At 69.4% G+C, this 18784-nt stretch carries 19 protein-coding genes; 6 read left to right on the top strand and 13 right to left on the bottom strand.

The annotated features are described in order from the left end of the window. The first annotated feature begins 102 nt into the window (after positions 1-102). Both ACFVYE_RS29600 and ACFVYE_RS29595 read left to right on the top strand, forming a co-directional pair. On the top strand, positions 103-1113 hold the full coding sequence (locus ACFVYE_RS29600) for an NlpC/P60 family protein (RefSeq protein WP_383959825.1): 1011 nt from the start codon (positions 103-105) through the stop codon (positions 1111-1113). 326 nt (positions 1114-1439) lie between these two features. Then, on the top strand, positions 1440-2171 hold the full coding sequence (locus tag ACFVYE_RS29595) for a phosphatase PAP2 family protein (protein ID WP_383959826.1): 732 nt from the start codon (positions 1440-1442) through the stop codon (positions 2169-2171). A gap of 105 nt (positions 2172-2276) precedes the next feature. Here the strand turns inward: ACFVYE_RS29595 and ACFVYE_RS29590 are convergent, their stop codons facing one another. Both ACFVYE_RS29590 and ACFVYE_RS29585 read right to left on the bottom strand, forming a co-directional pair. Next, positions 2277-3905, bottom strand: coding sequence for an FAD-binding oxidoreductase (locus tag ACFVYE_RS29590; protein ID WP_389607702.1), 1629 nt, complete (start codon positions 3903-3905; stop codon positions 2277-2279). A gap of 67 nt (positions 3906-3972) precedes the next feature. After that, positions 3973-4161 carry a hypothetical protein gene (locus tag ACFVYE_RS29585; RefSeq protein WP_383959829.1) on the bottom strand — a complete coding sequence of 63 codons (189 nt, stop codon included), beginning with the start codon at positions 4159-4161 and terminating at the stop codon, positions 3973-3975. Positions 4162-4294: 133 nt separating this feature from the next. Between ACFVYE_RS29585 and ACFVYE_RS29580 the strand changes: the two genes are divergently transcribed. Together ACFVYE_RS29580 and ACFVYE_RS29575 are read left to right on the top strand one after the other, a co-directional pair. Then, positions 4295-5221 (top strand): hypothetical protein, encoded by a 927-nt coding sequence (locus ACFVYE_RS29580; RefSeq protein WP_389607701.1) that lies wholly within the window; start codon positions 4295-4297, stop codon positions 5219-5221. A gap of 142 nt (positions 5222-5363) precedes the next feature. Then, the gene (locus ACFVYE_RS29575; protein WP_383959831.1) at positions 5364-5558 is read left to right on the top strand and encodes a hypothetical protein; all 195 of its coding nucleotides are present in this window, start codon (positions 5364-5366) and stop codon (positions 5556-5558) included. Positions 5559-5667: 109 nt separating this feature from the next. Here the strand turns inward: ACFVYE_RS29575 and ACFVYE_RS29570 are convergent, their stop codons facing one another. After that, a complete protein-coding gene (locus tag ACFVYE_RS29570) occupies positions 5668-6027 on the bottom strand; it encodes a metal-sensitive transcriptional regulator (RefSeq protein WP_383959833.1) in 360 nt (119 codons plus the stop codon). Positions 6028-6227: 200 nt separating this feature from the next. Between ACFVYE_RS29570 and ACFVYE_RS29565 the strand changes: the two genes are divergently transcribed. Together ACFVYE_RS29565 and ACFVYE_RS29560 are read left to right on the top strand one after the other, a co-directional pair. After that, positions 6228-6848: a DUF47 domain-containing protein gene (locus tag ACFVYE_RS29565; RefSeq protein WP_114245730.1), complete on the top strand. Its 621-nt coding sequence runs from the start codon at positions 6228-6230 to the stop codon at positions 6846-6848. A 5-nt stretch (positions 6849-6853) separates the two neighbouring features. Beyond that, positions 6854-7852, top strand: coding sequence for an anion permease (locus ACFVYE_RS29560; RefSeq protein ID WP_383959834.1), 999 nt, complete (start codon positions 6854-6856; stop codon positions 7850-7852). A 267-nt stretch (positions 7853-8119) separates the two neighbouring features. Here ACFVYE_RS29560 and pstB read toward each other — a convergent pair whose 3' ends face one another. The 10 genes from pstB to ACFVYE_RS29510 all read right to left on the bottom strand — a co-directional run bounded on the left by pstB (position 8120) and on the right by ACFVYE_RS29510 (position 18769). Next, complete coding sequence (gene pstB, locus ACFVYE_RS29555) at positions 8120-8896, bottom strand: phosphate ABC transporter ATP-binding protein PstB (protein ID WP_383959836.1); 777 nt, start codon at positions 8894-8896, stop codon at positions 8120-8122. 28 nt (positions 8897-8924) lie between these two features. After that, a complete protein-coding gene (gene pstA / locus ACFVYE_RS29550; RefSeq protein ID WP_383959838.1) occupies positions 8925-10010 on the bottom strand; it encodes a phosphate ABC transporter permease PstA in 1086 nt (361 codons plus the stop codon). Further along, the gene (gene pstC, locus ACFVYE_RS29545; protein ID WP_389607700.1) at positions 10007-11002 is read right to left on the bottom strand and encodes a phosphate ABC transporter permease subunit PstC; all 996 of its coding nucleotides are present in this window, start codon (positions 11000-11002) and stop codon (positions 10007-10009) included. Before pstC ends, pstA begins: the two co-directional genes overlap by 4 nt. A 184-nt stretch (positions 11003-11186) precedes the next feature. Continuing rightward, the gene (gene pstS / locus ACFVYE_RS29540; RefSeq protein WP_383959842.1) at positions 11187-12323 is read right to left on the bottom strand and encodes a phosphate ABC transporter substrate-binding protein PstS; all 1137 of its coding nucleotides are present in this window, start codon (positions 12321-12323) and stop codon (positions 11187-11189) included. A gap of 239 nt (positions 12324-12562) precedes the next feature. Continuing rightward, on the bottom strand, positions 12563-12961 hold the full coding sequence (locus tag ACFVYE_RS29535) for an NUDIX hydrolase (protein WP_383959844.1): 399 nt from the start codon (positions 12959-12961) through the stop codon (positions 12563-12565). Positions 12962-12972: 11 nt separating this feature from the next. Then, positions 12973-13971, bottom strand: a complete 999-nt coding sequence (locus ACFVYE_RS29530) for a CHAD domain-containing protein (protein ID WP_389607699.1) — start codon at positions 13969-13971, stop codon at positions 12973-12975. Further along, the gene (locus ACFVYE_RS29525) at positions 13958-16213 is read right to left on the bottom strand and encodes an RNA degradosome polyphosphate kinase (RefSeq protein WP_383959847.1); all 2256 of its coding nucleotides are present in this window, start codon (positions 16211-16213) and stop codon (positions 13958-13960) included. Before ACFVYE_RS29525 ends, ACFVYE_RS29530 begins: the two co-directional genes overlap by 14 nt. Positions 16214-16488: 275 nt before the next feature. Further along, the gene (locus ACFVYE_RS29520; protein WP_383959849.1) at positions 16489-17463 is read right to left on the bottom strand and encodes an ABC transporter permease subunit; all 975 of its coding nucleotides are present in this window, start codon (positions 17461-17463) and stop codon (positions 16489-16491) included. Next, positions 17460-18362, bottom strand: a complete 903-nt coding sequence (locus tag ACFVYE_RS29515) for an ABC transporter ATP-binding protein (protein ID WP_383959851.1) — start codon at positions 18360-18362, stop codon at positions 17460-17462. The genes ACFVYE_RS29520 and ACFVYE_RS29515 overlap by 4 nt, the downstream gene beginning before the upstream one ends. Then, entirely contained in the window at positions 18359-18769 is a 411-nt protein-coding gene (locus tag ACFVYE_RS29510) for a GntR family transcriptional regulator (RefSeq protein WP_114245740.1), read from the bottom strand. Before ACFVYE_RS29510 ends, ACFVYE_RS29515 begins: the two co-directional genes overlap by 4 nt. Between the last annotated feature and the right edge of the window lie 15 nt (positions 18770-18784).

Genomic DNA, 18784 nt, shown 5'->3' with positions numbered 1-18784 from the left:
AGTGCTCCGGAGTGGCTGGTCAACGACCTTGATGACCCGGTTGATTCGTACACACCCGCGAAACCGCTCATGAACCCGGCCCCGATGGGGGATGGTTGAGGGGTGCGGAAATTCTGGGTGGTTGGTGGCGTCGGCGTCGGTATGGCCATGTGCTTCGTGGCGCTGCTCGTTGTCGGTACGTACTCCGCTGCTGCCGGACTCGTCAGTTCCGGCAGTAGCGGAGCCGTCGCGCTGGCGAAGGGGGCCGTGCCCGCGAAATTCCAGCCCCTGGTGCAGAAGTGGGGCAATCTCTGCCCCGCCATCAACCCGGCCCTGCTGGCCGCCCAGCTGTACCAGGAGAGCGGGTGGAACCCCCGGGCCGAGAGTCCCGCCGCCGCTCAGGGCATCGCCCAGTTCATCCCGGGCACCTGGGCCGGTCACGGGATCGACGGGGACAAGGACGGGGACCGGGACGTATGGGATCCGGCCGATGCGATTCCGTCCGCCGCCTCGTACGACTGCGAACTGGCCGGGTATGTGAAGAAGGTGCCGGGGGATCAGACGGACAACATGCTGGCCGCGTACAACGCCGGTGCGTACCGGGTGATCCGCTCGGGCGGGGTTCCGGACATCGCGGAGACGCAGAACTACGTCACCATCATCCGGTCCCTGGAGAAGAGCTTCGCCCGGCCCGTCGGACGGGTGCAGCCCTCGCAGCAGGCGGCCGGGGCGATCTACTTCGCGCAGAAGAAGCTCGGTACGAAGTACCTCTGGGGCGGCAACGGCACGGCCGAGCAGGGCGGGCGGTTCGACTGTTCGGGGCTGACCCAGGCCGCGTACCGCACCGTGGACATCGAGCTGCCCCGGGTGGCGAACGATCAGTACAACGCCGGGCCGCACCCCTCGCGGGACGAGCTGCTCCCGGGTGACCTGGTGTTCTTTTCGGACGATCTGAGCAACTCGCGGGCCATCCACCATGTGGGGCTGTACGTCGGGGGCGGGTACATGATCAACGCTCCCTATACCGGGGCCGTGATCCGGTTCGACAAGATCGACACACCCGACTACTTCGGCGCGACGCGTGTGACCAAGGACGGGGCCGCGGCCCTTCCGACCGCCCTCCCGGCGGCATGACGCCGGGACGGCGGTGGCCGGAACTCTCCGTGAAGCCTGGGCCCTGAGCTGCGACGATGAGTCACTCTTCGATAACGTCATGGTGATCATTCGGTGGAGAGTGGAACGTACGCACAGGGCACGTCGTTCCCTGGGTGGACCGGGCAGTGGTGCACTGACCATGCGGCGCTGACCGGGGAAGATCTCACGGACAGAGCCGCCACGCAGTGCTGATCCACGTATTACCGATTCACCGATCCACGCAGTGATCGAACCGACACGGGGGTTCGTCAAAGCGGTGCACATGGGTGGACCGCGGCAGCAGACAAGGCAAGGGGCCGCAGCAGATGGCTGGACTCGCACTGGATGGGTCGAACCCCGACGTCAGCCTGCTCTACGACATCAACGGACTCGCGAAGTCCGCTCCCACCTGGTTCGACCGGGTCATGGAGTTCGTCGGCGAGTACGGGATCATGCTCGGCATGGTCCTGGTGGTCCTGTGGTGCTGGTGGAGCGTGCGCCGGCGCGGCACGGCCGATGATTCGGTGACGGCGGTCGCCGGGATCGTCTGGGCGCCGCTCGCCGCCGGGATCGCGCTGCTCATCAACATCCCGATCCGCGGCTTCGTGGAGCGGCCGCGTCCGTTCCGGGATCACCAGGGGCTGGATGTCCTGGTGGACGGGAAGAACGACTTCTCCTTCGTGAGCGACCACGCCACGATGGCGATGGCTCTGGCCGTCGGGCTCTTCGTGGCCAACCGGAAGTTCGGCATCGCCGCGATCGCGCTCGCCCTGCTGGAAGGCTTCTGCCGGATCTACATGGGTGTCCACTACCCGACCGACGTCATCGGCGGATTCGCGCTCGGCACGGCAGCCGCTCTGCTGCTCGCCCCGCTGGCGATGATGCTGCTGACCCCGTTGGTGGCGGCCGTCTCCCGATCGGACCGGCTCGGGTGGCTCGTACGGTCGCGCCGGCCGGAGCCGTCGGCAACGGCGGACGGGCGGGCCGGGGCGTTCGGGATTCCCGAGCCGCGGCCGGGGACGGGCGGCGGGGACAGCGAGAAGGACCTGGCCGCGTAGGAGGTGGCCGGGACCATCGGGTGGCCGGGGCCGGGGTTGTGGCCATACGTCACGCTCGTGGTCATATGTCACGGGCGTGACCGTACGTCACGGGCATCACCGCACTCAGAGAGCCTGCGGGAAAGCGAAGAGGCGGCCGGGGTCGTACTGCTTCTTCAGCTGGGTGAGACGGTCGGCCGCCGAGCCGTAGTAGGCCCGGCGCCAGTCGGTCAGCGTCGGGTCCGTGTAGTTCTGGTACGCCGCTCCGGACGCGTACCGGCGCATCGCCGTATGGGTCTTTTTCAGCCAGTCCTGTTGGGCGCTGCCCGCCGTGCCGGGGGTCCAGGCACCGATGTACTGGGCGAGTACGCGTGAGCGGCGGTGGACGAAGGCCGTCGCCTGCGGGGAGACCCGGTTGATCGCCCCGCCGAGTGCGGTGAGCGCGATGGAGCCGCCGCCTCCGCCCTGGGTGACGGGAATCCGGGTGAACGCTTCGGCCCGGTCGAGCAGGACACTCACGCCCGCCGGGGACAGGGAGCGGTCATAGAAGTCGGACGCGGCGGCGTACGTCTCGCGCTGGAGCGTGCCCTGTGCGGTGCGGCCGGGCGTCCTGCCCGGCAGATGGCACTGGGCGTTGGTGATGCCCGAGCAGCCCGCGTACACGAGCATCGACTCCTGGTAGCTGCGGCGGCGCAGCGAGACGGAGGAGGCCGGGGCACCGATCCGGCCGGCGAGGCGGTCGACGGCGTTCTGCAGGTCGCCGTAAGTACCGAGGCTGAACGCGGCCACCGAAACGGTCGGGTTGCGGCCGCCCGGGCCCGCGTCGAGATGCGCCGAGGACCAGATCTCGTCGGGCTGGGACGGTCCCCACTCCTGCCAGGCCTGGATGACGGCCCGGGCGCGCGACCACGGCCAGGACATGTACGCGGTGACGGTCTGCGGGGCCGGGCGGGTACGGAACGTCAGCTCGGTGACCACGCCGAAGTTGCCGTTGCCCGCGCCGCGCAGCGCCCAGAAGAGGTCCGGGTGGTGTTTGGCGTCCACGGTGAGGGTCTTGCCGTCGGCCGTGACGACGGTCGCCGCGGTGAGGCTGTCGCAGGTCAGGCCGTACGCGCGGGACGCGACACCGTGGCCGCCGCCGAGGGTGAGGCCGGAGATGCCGACCGTGGGGCAGGAGCCGCCGGGGATCGTCAGGCCGTGGCGGGCGAGGCCCTGGTAGACGTCGATGAGCTTGGCGCCCGCACCGATCGTGCCGTTCCTGTCGACGCGGGACAGTGACGAGACGTCAAGGACGAGGCGTCCGTTGCCGCTCGACCAGCCGGCGTAGGAATGACCGCCGCTGCGGATGGATACGGGGATGGCGGTGCGACGGGCGAAGGCCAGGCACTCGCGGATGTCCGCCTTGTGCTTGACGTATGCGACGGCAGCGGGCTTCTGACCGTCGAAGCGGGTGTTGTAGAGCTGACGGGCGGTCGGATAGGCCGCGTCCTGGGGGCGTACGAGGGTGCCGTCGAGGCTCTTGGCCAGGGCGGACCAGTTCGCCGGGCCGGAGGGGGAGGGTTTCGACGGGACCGATGAGGCCGGTGAGGCAGGAGTGACGCCGCCCGTGGCGCCTGACGTGCCCGGGGAGTTGCCGTCGGCACCGGTTCCCGAGCCGGATGCGCCGCTGCAGGCGGTTGTGGTGACGCCGGTGAGTGCTGCTGCGGCGCCCGCGGTGAGCAGGGTGCGCCGGTCGGGCAGAGGCGGCAGGTTCATCGGACCTCCGGGTCGTGGCCACTCAGGGCCGGTCGGTGGGGAGAGGTCGGGGGAGTGGGAGAGGAAGTCAGGACGCCGCGCTGTGCTCCGCGGCGTCCGTGCGGGCCCGGTCCCGGGAGCGGCGGGCCGGCCCGGACCAGCCGCAGCTGCAGCGGGCGGTGCAGAACGAGCCGCGTTCCACGGTCGTGGGCTCGTGCCCGGAGGACGCGGGAGTGGGGGGAGTCAGCGGGACCTCATCGGTGTGTTGGACATACACCCGTCCACGGTACTGGGCACGGCCACCCGGCGGTGTGGCGTACGGGAGCGGCGTGACGGGGGACACGGGCTGTCGTTATGCGGAACGGACGGGGGGCTCGGGCAAGCGGTACGTCGTTGGGGGTTGGCAGGCGATGGTGGTGCAGCAGCACAGGTCCGGAGGCGGGGCGCGCGCTGTCTGCGCCCTTGCCGTGGTGGGCGTGATGGCGGCGACCGCCGGATGCTCGGGCGGCGGTGGCGGCGGCGGCCGTGCCATGGCCGATGAACGGGGCGGGGCCGACTCCCTCGACGCGGTCCACCGCGCGGCCGCGGTGCTCGCGGGGACGGTGAGCGGTACCGGGACGGGGACGGGGACGGTGACCGGGGCCGCCACCGCCGGTGCCGGAGTCCGGTCCGTCGCCGGAAGCGCCGAGGTGCGTACATCGATGGAGACCGCGGCGGGCGGAACGCGGGTGACGATCAGGGGCCGGGGGACGTACGACTTCCGCAACCAGGTGGGCCGGCTCAAGGTCGTGCTGCCCGAGGACGCCGCGGGCGAGGACGAGCACCGTCCCATCACCGAACTGCTGGCCCCCGGCGCGCTCTACATGATGAACCGCGGCGCCGGAGTGCCCGCGAACAAGTGGGTCAGGATCGATACGACGACCCTGGAGGACGGCAATCTGGTCACCGGCGGAGTGACCGACCCGATGGCCGCCGCCGAACTGCTGCGCGGGGCGCGGCAGGTGACGTACGTAGGAAGGACCGAGCTCGCCGGGGTGGTGGTGCGGCACTACCGGGGGATCTCGGACATCGGCCGGGCGGCGCGCGAGGCCTCGCCGGAATCGCGCGGGGCACTGGCCGCGGCGGCGAAAGGGTTCCACACGGACACGGTGCCGTTCGACGCGTATCTGGACGAACAGGGGCGGCTGCGCAAGGTGCGCCACCGGTTCAGCTTCGCCAACGAGGGGCCGGCGGTGGAGGTGGTGTCGACGACGCTGCTGTACGGATTCGGGGTACCTGTCTCCGTACGACTGCCGGACGATCGCGACATCTACACAGGGAAGATCCAACAGAGATAGCCGGGCGGCACACGGGCGAGGGCACGGACAAAGGCGGGGCGTAGGCATGCCGGCGGCGCGAAATGGTCCGTCCGTGCCATGCGCGGCGTGTGGTCCGCTCCCTACGCTAGGAAGTCGGCGACGGCAGTGAGAGGTGAGTGACGTGGTGACGCTCGGCACGCGGACCGTATCTGACCATGTGGCCCTCGCCGAGATCGAGCTCTGCGGTGAGCTGATGATCGCCGCGTCGGCCGCGATCGGGGAACGGCTCAGTGCGGACCGTATCGACGAGGTGCTGGACGTCCAGGTGATCGCCGAACGAACCGCCGTCCCCCGGCAGGCCGACCACCGGGGGTGAGTGCGGGGCCCCGCCCCGCATCGGGCCCCGCCCCGCACCGGGCATCCCCGCCGGCGCCGGGCTTCCCTCCCGCACCAGGCTTCCTTTCCGCACCAGGCATCTCCCCGTATCAGGTACGGAGCAGGCGGGCGATGGCCTTCGTGGCCTCCTCGACCTTCGCGTCGATCTCCTCGCCTCCCTTGACCGCCGCGTCGGCGACGCAGTGCCGCAGGTGCTCCTCCAGCAGCTGGAGTGCGAAGGACTGGAGCGCCTTCGTGGACGCCGAGACCTGGGTGAGTATGTCGATGCAGTAGACGTCCTCGTCGACCATGCGCTGCAGTCCGCGGATCTGGCCCTCGATCCGGCGCAGCCGCTTGAGGTGCTCGGCCTTCTGGTGGTGATAGCCGTGAATACCCCGGTCGTGGTCGGTGACGACCGGTTCCGTCTCCGCGGTGGCGGCGGTGGTCGCGGCGGCCTCGGTGGTGGTCATTGCTGCCTCCCGTTTTCCCTTTACCCTGCCGTTTATATACCCCTGGTGGGTATATACTAACGAATTCTGCCGAAACGTGACCGGGGGCCCGTGCTGATCACAGTGCCCGATGCGCGACACTGAAGAATGCCGGTTAGCCGTGGCCGGATGATGCGCCTAGCATCAGCCTGACCGAATCCAAAGCACCCCGAGGACCCCACGTGCGCTTTCGTCTGACCCCCAGGGAGACGAGCTTCTATGACATGTTCTCCGCATCCGCGGACAACATCGTCACGGGCTCGAAACTCCTGATGGAACTGCTCGGGGCGGACTCTGCCTCCCGGGTCGAGATCGCGGAGCGCATGCGGGCAGCGGAGCACGCGGGGGACGATGCCACCCACGCGATCTTCCACCAGCTGAACTCCTCTTTCATCACGCCGTTCGACCGCGAGGACATCTATAACCTCGCATCGTCGCTCGACGACATCATGGACTTCATGGAGGAGGCCGTCGACCTGGTCGTGCTGTACCAGGTCGAAGAACTCCCCAAGGGTGTGGCGCAGCAGATCGAGGTGCTGGCCCGGGCGGCCGAGCTGACCGCCGAGGCGATGCCGGGTCTGCGGACGATGGACAACCTCACCGAGTACTGGATCGAGGTCAACCGTCTGGAGAACCAGGCCGACCAGATCCACCGCAAGCTGCTGGCCCATCTCTTCAATGGCAAGTACGACGCCATGGAGGTGCTGAAGCTCAAGCAGATCGTGGACGTGCTGGAAGAGGCCGCCGACGCGTTCGAGCATGTCGCCAACACGGTGGAGACCATCGCGGTCAAGGAGTCCTGAACCACGTGGACACCTTTGCGCTGATCGTGACCATCGGTGTCGCGCTCGGCTTCACGTATACGAATGGCTTCCACGACTCGGCGAATGCCATCGCCACGTCCGTCTCCACCCGTGCACTGACACCACGTGCGGCACTGGCGATGGCCGCGGTGATGAATCTTGCCGGTGCATTCCTCGGCAGCGGTGTCGCCAAGACCGTCAGTGAGGGTCTGATCGCGACCCCCGAGGGGGACAAGGGGATGGGAATCCTCTTTGCCGCGCTCGTCGGTGCGATCATCTGGAACCTCGTCACCTGGTACTTCGGGCTGCCGTCCTCGTCCTCGCACGCGCTGTTCGGCGGCATGGTCGGTGCGGCGCTCGCCGGCGGGACGCTGGTGCACTGGGACGGGGTGCTCGACAAGGTCGTCATCCCGATGTTCGTCTCGCCGGTCATCGGCCTGGTCGTCGGCTATCTGGTGATGGTCGCGATCATGTGGATGTTCCGGAAGGCCAACCCGCACAAGGCCAAGCGCGGCTTCCGGATCGCCCAGACGGTCTCGGCTGCGGGCATGGCGCTCGGCCATGGTCTGCAGGACGCGCAGAAGACGATGGGTGTCGTCGTGATGGCCCTGGTCATCGCCGATGTCGAGAGCCCGAGCGACCCGATTCCGGTCTGGGTGAAGCTCGTCTGCGCGCTGATGCTTTCGCTGGGCACGTACGCGGGTGGCTGGCGCATCATGCGGACGCTCGGCCGGAAGATCATCGAGCTGGACCCGCCGCAGGGGTTCGCCGCGGAGACGACGGGCGCGTCGATCATGTTCGGCTCGGCGTTCATGTTTCACGCACCGATCTCCACGACGCATGTGATCACCTCGGCGATCATGGGTGTGGGCGCCACGAAGCGGGTGAACGCGGTGCGGTGGGGTGTTGCCAAGAACATCATCCTGGGGTGGTTCATCACGATGCCGGCCGCGGGGTTGGTCGCTGCCGCCAGTTACGGGGTTGTGGTGCTGCTGTTCGGGTGACGGGGCGGGGTTGCCGGGGTCGTCCGGTGGCCGCTTCGTCCTCTGCCCGGCGCGATCGGGGTTGTACGGAAATGGGGCCGCCCCCACTCCCTCTGCGGGGAGTGGGGGCGGCCCCTTCGCCTTGCGGTGGCACCGCCATGCAGCACCTCAAGGCCATCTGGGGACGAGGCCGGTTCGCCGGAGGGGTGAGGCGGTTCGCCGGTGGAAACCCACCACCGGGCGTAACCACCCACGTCCCCGGCCCACGTCAGCCCCGTTGCCGGGTGACTATCCGAAGCGGCCCGAGATGTAGTCCTCGGTTGCCTGAACGGACGGGTTGGAGAAGATGCGTTCCGTCTCGTCGATCTCCACGAGCTTGCCGGGCTTGCCGACCGCCGCGAGGTTGAAGAACGCCGTGCGGTCCGAGACACGGGCCGCCTGCTGCATGTTGTGCGTCACGATGACGATCGTGAAGCGCTCCTTCAGCTCGCCGATCAGGTCCTCGATGGCGAGGGTGGAGATCGGGTCCAGGGCGGAGCACGGCTCGTCCATCAGCAGCACCTCCGGCTCGACCGCGATCGCGCGGGCGATGCACAGGCGCTGCTGCTGGCCGCCGGAGAGACCGGAGCCGGGCTTGTTCAGCCGGTCCTTGACCTCGTTCCAGAGGTTGGCGCCGCGCAGGGACTTCTCGACGATGTCCGACAGCTGGTTCTTCTTGTACGAGCCGTTCAGCTTGAGGCCCGCCGCGACATTGTCGAAGATCGACATGGTCGGGAACGGGTTCGGACGCTGGAAGACCATGCCGACCGTGCGGCGCACGGTGACCGGGTCGACGTTCGTCCCGTACAGATTCTCGTCGTCCAGCAGCACCTTGCCCTCGACGCGGCCACCGGGGGTGACCTCGTGCATACGGTTCAGGGTGCGCAGGAAGGTGGACTTGCCGCAGCCGGACGGGCCGATGAAGGCGGTCACGGAGCGGGGCTCCACGGTCATCGAGATGTCCTCGATGGCGAGGTGGGAGCCGTAGTAGGCGGACAGGCCGCTGACGTCGATGCGCTTGGCCATCTGAATCACTGCTTCTTTCGTGCCGCGGTCAGCGGCCGGTCTTCGGGGCCTTCCAGCGGGCGATGCCGCGGGCCACCAGGTTGAGGATCATGACGAAGGCGATCAGGACCAGAGCGGCGGCCCAGGCACGGTCGTACGACGGCTCGCTGCCGATCTTGTACTGCTCCCAGATGTAGAACGGGAGCGAGGACTGTGCACCTTGGAAGGGGTTGGTGTTGATCAGCTGGCTGCCGAAGACCAGCAGCATGATCGGCGCGGTCTCGCCGGCGACCCGGGCGATCGCGAGCATCACACCGGTGGTGATGCCGCCGATCGCGGTGGGGAGGACCACCTTCAGGATGGTGCGCCACTTCGGGATGCCGAGGGCGAGCGATGCCTCGCGGAGCTCGTTCGGGACGAGCTTGAGCATCTCCTCGGTGGAGCGGACCACGACCGGGATCATCAGGATCGACAGGGCCAGCGAACCCATCAGGCCGGACGGCTGGAGCTGCGTCATCAGCATGATCGACAGGATGAAGAGACCCGCGACGATGGACGGGATACCCGTCATCACGTCGACGAAGAACGTGACGGCCTTGGCGAGCGCGCCCTTGCCGTACTCCACCAGATAGACGGCGGTCAGCAGGCCGATCGGGGCGGAGATCAGGGTGGCGAGGCCGACCTGCTCCAGGGTGCCGATCAGTGCGTGGTAGACGCCGCCGCCCGGCTCGATGCCGGGGACACCGGCCATGGAGTGGGTCAGGAAGTAACCGTCGAGGACCTCGGCGCCGCGGCTGACCGTGGTCCAGAGCAGCGAGAGCAGCGGGACGACGGCCAGGAGGAAGCACACCCAGACGATGCTGGTGGCGAGACGGTCCTTGGCCTGGCGCTGGTTCTCGACGACCGTCGTCGTGACGTACGAGATGACGACGAAGAGCAGGGCGGAGAGTAGTCCCCACTGGGTGTGGCTGCGCCAGCCCGCCGCCGCGCCGATCCCCACGCCCAGTGCGATCGCGACGGCCGCGAAGGCGAGGGGGGCCCAGCGGGGCAGGGTCCGGCTGCTGAGGCCGGTCTTGCGTGTGGGCGCCATCGGGGTGGGGCGTTCCTGGATGCCGGTGTTGGCTGCCTGGCTCATGCGTTGGCCCCCGAGTATTCCTTGCGGCGGGCGATGATCAGCCGGGCCGCGCCGTTGACCAGCAGGGTGAGGATGAAGAGCACGAGGCCGGAGGCGATCAGGGCGTCGCGCCCGAGATCGTCGGCCTCGGAGAACTTCGCGGCGATGTTCTGGGCGAAGGTTCCGCCACCCGGATTGAGCAGATGCCCGGAGATGAGGAAGCTCGGCGACAGAACCGTGGCGACGGCCATCGTCTCGCCGAGCGCACGGCCCAGGCCCAGCATCGAGGCGGAGATCACGCCGGAGCGGCCGAAGGGCAGCACCGAGAGGCGGATGACTTCCCAGCGGGTGGCGCCGAGGGCGAGGGCGGCTTCCTCGTTCATCTTCGGGACCTGGAGGAAGACTTCGCGGCTGATGCTGGTCACGATCGGCAGGATCATGATCGCGAGCAGGATGCCGACGGTGAAGAGCGAGCGGGCGACGCCGACCTCGGTCTTCTCGAAGAGGTACGTCCAGCCGAAGAACTGGTCGAGCCAGAGGTTCAGGCCCTCCAGGTACGGGACCAGGACGAGGGCGCCCCAGATGCCGTACACGATGCTCGGCACTGCGGCGAGCAGATCGACGACGTACGCGAGGGGCGCGGCCAGCTTGCGCGGCGCGTAGTGCGAGATGAACAGGGCGATACCGACAGCGACCGGGACGGCGATGGCCATCGCGACGATCGAGCTGACGACCGTGCCGAAGAGGAGGACCGCGATGCCGAAGACCGGGGGGTCGCCGGCCGGGTTCCAGTCGAAGGTGGTGAAGAAGTTGCCTTCGTCCTTGGACACGGCGAGCGCGGCGCGGTAGGTGAGGAACACGGCGATCGACGCCATGATCACGAGCAGCAGAATGCCCGAGCCCCTTGAGAGGCCCAGGAAGATCTTGTCGCCCACGCGCCCGGCCTCGGGCCTGGCGCGCTTGCGCGCCACCGGCGGTGCCGGCGGCGTGTCTATCGGTGTGGTGGAAGCCATGGTCTTTCCGGTCTGTGTGGGGGAGCGGTGGGCTCCCCTGGCGGCGGTGCACCGGATGGGTGGTGGCGGGCCGGTCCGGAGGGGTGCACCGGACCGGCCCGCCAGGTGTTGCTGATGTTGCTACGGGTGTTGCTATGTGGTGCTTGCGTGCCTTCGGGCTGCGTGCCCCGGCTGCGTTCCTCGGTTACGAGAGGGAGGCGATGGTCTCGCGGACCTTTGCGTTGATCTCGGTCGGGATCGGCGCGTAACCGGCTTCGGTGAGGATCTTCTGGCCGTCGTCACCGGCGGTGTAGTTCAGGAAGGACTTGACCGTGGACAGGGTCTCGGCCTTGTTGCCCTTGTCGCAGACGACCTCGTACGTCACCAGGACGATCGGGTACGCACCCTCGGCCTTGGTGGCGTAGTCGAGGTCGAGCGCCAGGTCCTTGCCGGTGCCCTTGATCTTGGCGGCGGCGATGGCCTTGGAGGCGTTCTCCGGGGTCGCCTTGACCGGGGCGGCGCCACCGGTGTCGATGTCGACGGTGGAGATCGACTGCGAGGTGGCGTAGCTGAGCTCGAAGTAGCCGATCGCGCCGTCGACCTGCTTCACCTGAGCGGCGACATCGGAGGAGCCGGACGCGGCCTGGCCACCGGGGGCCGGCCACTTCTTCTCGGCCTCGTACTTCCAGTCGCTCGGGGCGGCCGCGCCCAGGTACTTGCCGAGGTTCTGGGTGGTGCCGGAGTCCTCGGAGCGGTGGAAGGGCTGGATGGCCTTGTCCGGGAGCTTCGCGCCGCTGTTGAGCTTGGCGATCGCCGGGTCGTTCCACTTCTTGATCTTGCTGTCGAAGATCTTGGCGAGGGTGGGGGCGTCCAGCGTCAGGCTGTCGACACCTTCCAGGTGGAAGCCGATGGCGATCGGGCCGCCGACCATCGGGAGGTTGATGCCCTGGCCGCCCTTGCAGATCTTCTTCGAGTCGGCGACCTCTTCGGGCTTCAGCGCCGAGTCGGAACCGGCGAAGCCGACCGTGCCCTGGTTGAAGGCGATGATGCCGTCACCGGAGGAGGACCCCTTGTAGTTGACCTCGACGCCCGAGCAGCCGGCCATGTAGTTCTTGACCCAGAGGTCCATGGCGTTCTTCTGCGCACTGGAGCCGGAGGCGAGCAGCTGGCCCTTGGCGTCGTCGCACTTGATGTTCGACGCGGCGCTCGTCTTGCCGCCGTTGCCACCGGTGGACCCGTCGCTGTTGTTGTCCGAACCGCACGCCGTGAGGACCAGGGCGCCGGAGACGGCGAGGGCACCGAGCGCGGTGGCACGAAGCCGGTTCTTGCGCTGAAGCTTCACTTTCGGGTGTTCCTTCCAGGAGCCGCCGAGGTCTTTTTCGTTCTACGACGGCGTGCGATGTGGTGGGTGCTTCGGCGTTGCGCCGCGCACCGTGCACTGCCGAAGTTAGGCAGAACAGGTGAAGCCGTTTACGGGGGAGAGTGAACGGGAGGTGAACCGTGTCGTACGGTGCGGTTCCGGGGTCCGTCCGGGGCGAGGGTCACATCCTCGACGCCGGACGGGCTTGATCCTCGTCCCGGTCAGGTGCTCGGCAGGCCGGCGAGCAAGGCGTCCAGCACATCCCGGTCGTGCGGCCGGGTGAGGCGGGTACGGGCCGCCGCCGGGGAGAGCCAGCTCACCCGGTCGACCTCTGCGTTCGGTACGAAGGAGCCACCGGTCGCCTCGGCCGCCCAGTAGGCGACCTCCTTGGGACGCCCGTTCACGGCGTACCGGACCGTGGGCAGCGGGGCACCCGGTGCGCAGTGGTGGCCCGTTTCCTCCAGGACCTCGCGCCGGGCGCCGTCCAGCGCGGACTCGCCGCGCTTCAGCTTGCCCTTCGGATGCGACCAGTCGTCGTAACGGGGTCTGTGGACCAGACAGATCTCCAGCTCGCCGGAGCACTCCGACCGGCGCCACAGCACGCACCCCGCGGCGAGCACAGGCCCGCTCCTCACGGTGCGATCACCGCCGCGGTCGCGTACGGCCAGCTCTCCCGGAACACACTGCGCGCCGCCTCCACCTCGTGCCGCTGATCGGCGTGGAGCACCCCCAGGGCGTACGCGGTCGCGGGCGCGATCCGGGGCGTGCGGGCCGCCGATGCCGCCGCCGAGGCCGCCTCCGCCGCATCCCGGTGCAGATCGAGCGCGTGCCCCGACGCGACCAGGACCGGGTCGGGGGCGCCCCGTACCACTTCGTGGGCATACCGGTGCAGGCGCAGCAGCAGCCGGGTCCGGTGCCAGGGCGCGTCCTGCGCCTCGTTGTACGGCTCGACCGCCTCGTTCGAGGGGAGCGCGGCCACCGCACCGAGCAGCTGCTGTTCGGCCCGGTCGGCGGGCCCGTGCAGCATCTCCTCGGCCGGAGCCGTGGCTGCCGCGGCGAGCGGCACCTCGGAGGCGAGCAGCGCGACGGCGTCGGCCACCGCATGGAAGCGGGAGGAGCCGAGCGCCTGGAGCGCCGCGGAGTGGGCGCGGGTCCGGGCGAGGGTCAGCTGCCGTTCGAGCAGCGCCCCGGCGCGGGCCGCGCCTACGCCGAGAGCGGCGCGCTCCTTGTCACCGGCGGCACCGGAGCCGGCCCCGGTGCGGGCGGTGGGCAGTGAGGTGCCGGACAGGGCGTGAAGAGCTTCGAGGAGCCGGTTCAGCCGGGTCGAGTAGGCGTGCTCCCGGGCCAGGGTGCCCGACAGCCAGGCCAGTTCGGTGCGGAGCTGCTCGGCCCAGGCCGCGTCCAGCGCCGCCCGGAAGGTGTGCAGCGTGCCGCCGATCCGGCGGGACGAACGGCGCAGGGCACCGGCGGCCTCCTCGGCGGCGTGGGTTCCGGCGTCCGTGGGGGCGCTGTTCTCGCGGTGCAGGCGCAGGCTGCGCAGGAATTCGGCGGCCTGTTCCTGCAGGTAGGGCGCGAGCACCGCTCCTGCCGTAAGGTCCGCCTGCGTCGTCTGGTGGTCATGGCGTCGCACGCCGGCGCCTCCGGGCGTCAATGAGCATTTCCTGTACGTGCCGCAGCGGTTGGCCGTCCGCGTCCGTGGCGTGCCGGGTCCAGTTCCCGTCGGAACCGAGGTGCCAGGAGGAGGTGGTGTCGGCCATGCCGGTCTCCAGGAGCCGGCTGAGCGCGGCGCGGTGGGCGGGGTCGGTGACCCGGACCAGTGCTTCGATCCGGCGGTCGAGGTTGCGGTGCATCATGTCGGCGCTGCCGAACCACACTTCGGGTTCGCCGCCGTTGCCGAACGAGAAGATCCGGGAATGTTCGAGGAAGCGGCCCAGTATCGAGCGGACCCGGATGTTCTCGGAGAGGCCGGGGACGCCGGGGCGGATCGCGCAGATGCCGCGCACCCAGATGTCCACCGGTACGCCCGCCGTGGCAGCCCGGTAGCAGGCGTCGATGATCGCCTCGTCGACCATCGAGTTGACCTTGATGCGCACGTAGGCGCTGCGCCCGGCCCGCTGGTGCGTGATCTCCTTGTTTATACGGGCGATCAGCCCGTCACGCAGAGACTTCGGGGCGACCAGGAGGCGGCGGTAGGTCTCGCGGCGGGAGTAGCCGGAGAGCCGGTTGAAGAGGTCGGAGAGGTCCGCGCCGACCTGCGGGTCGGCGGTCAGCAGGCCGAGGTCCTCGTACAGCCTGGCGGTCTTGGGGTGGTAGTTGCCGGTGCCCACGTGGGCGTACCGGCGCAGTGTGTCGCCCTCCTGGCGGACGACGAGCGAGAGTTTGCAGTGGGTCTTGAGGCCGACGAGCCCGTAGACCACGTGGCAGCCGGACTCCTCCAGCTTGCGCGCCCACTTGATGTTGGCCTGCTCGTCGAAGCGGGCCTTGATCTCGACGAGTACGAGGACCTGCTTGCCGGATTCGGCGGCGTCGATGAGGGCTTCCACAATCGGGGATTCGCCCGAAGTCCGGTACAGGGTCTGCTTGATGGCCAGGACGTCCGGGTCGGCGGCGGCCTGCTCCAGGAACGCCTGGACGGAGGTGGAGAACGAGTCGTACGGGTGGTGCAGGAGTACGTCGCGCTCGCGCAGGGCGGCGAAGACGTCGGGCGCGGAGGCGGATTCGACCTCGGCGAGATCGCGGTGGGTGCCCGCGATGAACTTGGGGAACTTCAGCTCGGGCCGGTCCAGGGACGCTATGCCGAAGAGCCCGGTGAGGTCGAGCGGTCCGGGCAGCGGGTAGACCTCGGCGTCGGACACCTTCAGCTCGCGTACCAGCAGGTCCAGCACGTACGGGTCGATGGACTCCTCGACCTCCAGGCGGACCGGCGGGCCGAAGCGGCGCCGCATGAGCTCCTTCTCCAGGGCCTTGAGGAGGTTCTCGGCGTCGTCCTCCTCGACCTCCAGGTCCTCGTTCCTGGTGACCCGGAACATGTGGTGGGCGAGGACCTCCATGCCCGGGAAGAGCTCTTCGAGATGGGCGGCGATGACGTCCTCTATGGGCACGTACCGCTGCGGCGACGCCTCCAGGAAGCGGGTCAGCAGTGGCGGAACCTTGACCCGGGCGAAGTGCCGGTGGCCGCTGACCGGGTTGCGTACGACGACGGCGAGGTTGAGCGAGAGACCCGAGATGTACGGGAAGGGGTGTGCCGGGTCGACGGCGAGGGGGGTCAGCACGGGGAAGACGCGCTGCCGGAAGAAGGTGAACAGGCGGGCCTGTTCCTTCTCGGTCAGCTCGGGCCAGCGGATCAGCTGGATGCCCTCGTCGGACAGGGCGGGGGCGACGTCCTGCTGGTAGCAGGCGGCGTGCCGGGCCATGAGCTCGCGCGAGCGGGTCCAGATCAGGTCGAGGACCTCGCGGGGCTGGAGTCCGGAGGCGGAGCGGGTGGCGACACCGGTGGCGATACGGCGCTTCAGTCCGGCCACCCGGACCATGAAGAACTCGTCCAGGTTGGAGGCGAAGATGGCGAGGAAATTGGCGCGTTCGAGGAGGGGCGTCGCCGGGTCCTCGGCCAGTTCGAGCACCCGTTCGTTGAACGCGAGCCAACTGCGTTCCCGGTCCAGGAAACGGCCGTGGGGCAGTTCGCTGCCGTCGACGTCGGGTTCGTACGCGTCGACGTCGGCGTCGATGTCGGGATCGAGGTCGGCCCGGGTCGACAGCGTGGCGCCGTTGGACGCCGACGAGGCGACGGCGTGCGGCCGGTGCGCGGCGAGCGAGCCGACCGACGGCTGCACGGTGGGCTGGACCGGGACCTCGGAGCTGGGCTGCTGGCTCATGGCCCTATTCTTCCGCGTCGGGGGCTCTGAGGGCGCGCCGAAGGGGGCGGAGATCACGGGGAACTCACGGGTCGTGCGGTCCGCACGGTTTCCACCGGGATTTCTCCCGTTGTGGGGGGTCGGCACAGCTGGCTGCATTCCGAGAGGGTCGCAAGCCCTTCTGAATGGCTGGTAACGGCGACATGACGTGCAGGAAGCGGTGTGTGGTGCGCGGATTGGTCATATAAGCCGTGTCCGGGCCCCCGAAGGCCCGGACACGGTGCCCGGCGGCGGTCTCAGCCGTGGCGGCGGCGCAGCACCCGGAAGGCGAGAGCGACGGCGAGTGCGGCCAGGGCGAGCAGGATGCCGGTCTCGACGAGCTGGAGCGGCCAGAAGTGCGAGGCGGGGTGGTAGTCGACGTAGCGGAGGGTGATGTCCTTGTCGGCCAGGCACTGCTTGAAGCCGGGGTCCCATTCCAGGCACGCGCTGTGGGGCAGCCGTCGGCCGGAGTGGGTCAGCCAGCCCGTCCCGACGTCGACCGCCCCGTCGGGGAACCGGTAGCCGCTCCCCTGTTTGAACGTGTCGGTCAGGGTCGGCCACAGACGGTCGCGCACGGAGTTGAAGGTCGCCACCAGGGCGCCGTACCCGATCACCGTCACGACCATCGCGGTCACGGTCCGCCGCAGCACCAGACCGGCGAGTGCGCCGAGGGCCAGCATGCACAGGGCGTAGCCGACGGGGAGGGTGCCCATCGAGCCGTACACGGTGCGCTCGTGCCACTCCAGTCCCTGATGCGCCCTGTCGGCCCGTGGCCGGGCCCAGGCGCAGGCGGCCGACAGCACGGAGACGGAGGCCAGTGTCACGACGGCCGGCACGGCGAGCTTGGCGGCGAGCCAGCGGGCGGGTGCCACGGACTGGGACAGCGCCAGCTTGTACGTGCCGCTCTCCATCTCGCGGCCGATCACCGGGCCCGCCACGAAGATCCCGATGAACGCGGGGAGGACCATCATCAGCAGGCCGGACCAGTCGAGGGCCTCCCTCATCCACAACCGGCGGTCGAGAAAGTCATTCACCGTGTCGCCGCAGCCGGGCACGGTGTGCACGACCGAGCAGCCCGTCGCGGCGAAGGCGTTCTGGACGTGGTCGGTCCACAGCCAGGCGCCGACCAGAGCGACGACGACCAGGACGGGAAGCACGCCCAGGAGCTGAAGGGCCCGCCGGTGCTGGGTGAGGACGACGCGGGCCGGGCCGCGCAAGGCGATCGTGCTCATACGGCCGCCACCGCCTCACGGCTGCGCGCCTCTGCGCTCGGCGTCAGCAGAGCGGGCGCCCCGGGTGATCGCAGATGCGCCAGCAGCAGTTCCTCCAGCGAAGGCTCCGCGGCTTCCCAGACGGTGGCGTCCACCGGGCCCTGCCTCCGTACCAGCGCCGTCTGCAGACGCCCTGCCGTGCGGGACTCGACGACGGTGTGCGGGGCGGTGTCCCGCACCGGACCGGTGAGCAGGGCGTGTGCGGCGAGGAGGTCGTCCGTCTCGCCGCCGAGGCGGACCAGGCCGCCGTCGACGAACAGGAGGTAGTCGCAGGCGCCCTCCAGCTCGGTGAGGATGTGCGAGGACATCACGATGGTGGTGGAGTGCTCGGCGGCCTCGGCCATCAGTGCGCCCATCAGCTGGTGGCGGGCGAGGGGGTCGAGGTCGGCCATCGGTTCGTCCAGCAGGAGCAGTTCGGGCCGCTTGCCGAGGGCGAGGGCCAGTGCGAGCCGGGTGCGCTGGCCGCCGGAGAGGTTGCGGACCGCGGCGTCACGCGGGAGCTCTCCGGCGATGCGTTCGGCGGTGTCCTGGTCCCAGGTGGCGGGATTCAGCTCGGCGCCCGCCCAGAGTGTCGCGGCGACCGTCAACTGCGGGTACAGCGGCTTGTCCTGGGCCACGAAGGCCATCTTGGCCCGTGTCTTCCCGGGCGCCCCGCCCAGCACGCGTACCGTGCCCTCCGAAGGCCGCAGGAAGCCCGCCGTGAGGGCGAGCAGGGTGGATTTGCCCGCACCGTTGGGACCGACGAGTGCGCACACGCGCCCGGCGGGCAGCCGGAACGAACAGTCGCGCAGCGCCCAGCCCCCGCCCCTGCTCCGGTACTTCATGCCGAGGCCGACGGCCTCGATCGCAGCGCCTGTCATCCGGCCTGATCCCCCTCGAAAGTCTTGTCCAGTACGGCGGTGAAGAGTGCGCTCACGTCGTCCTTCTCCAGTCCGGCCGCGCGGGCCCGGCGGGCCCAGTCGGCGAGCTCGGCGCGCAGCGGCGCGTCGTCGGCGGCCGCAGCGCCGCCGAGGGTCCGCGTGACGAAGGTGCCGAGCCCGCGCCGGGCCTCGACGAGGCCCTCGCGTTCCAGCTCCCGGTAGGCCTTGAGCACGGTGTTCGGGTTGATGGCGGTGGCCTCGACGACCTCGCGTGCGGTGGGCAGTCGGTCGCCGGGCTCCAGCAGACCGAGGCGGAGGGCCTGTTTGGTCTGCTGGACGATCTGGAGGTACGTGGCGACGCCGCTGCGCCGGTCGATGCGGTACTCGACCGCTGCGGACTCTGCCATGTTCACCCCTTTCAC

Source organism: Streptomyces sp. NPDC058239, from assembly GCF_042882185.1.
GTDB lineage: Bacteria > Actinomycetota > Actinomycetes > Streptomycetales > Streptomycetaceae > Streptomyces.
Note: the sequence above shows the minus strand (reverse complement) of the source record. Positions and strands in the feature narration are given on the sequence as shown.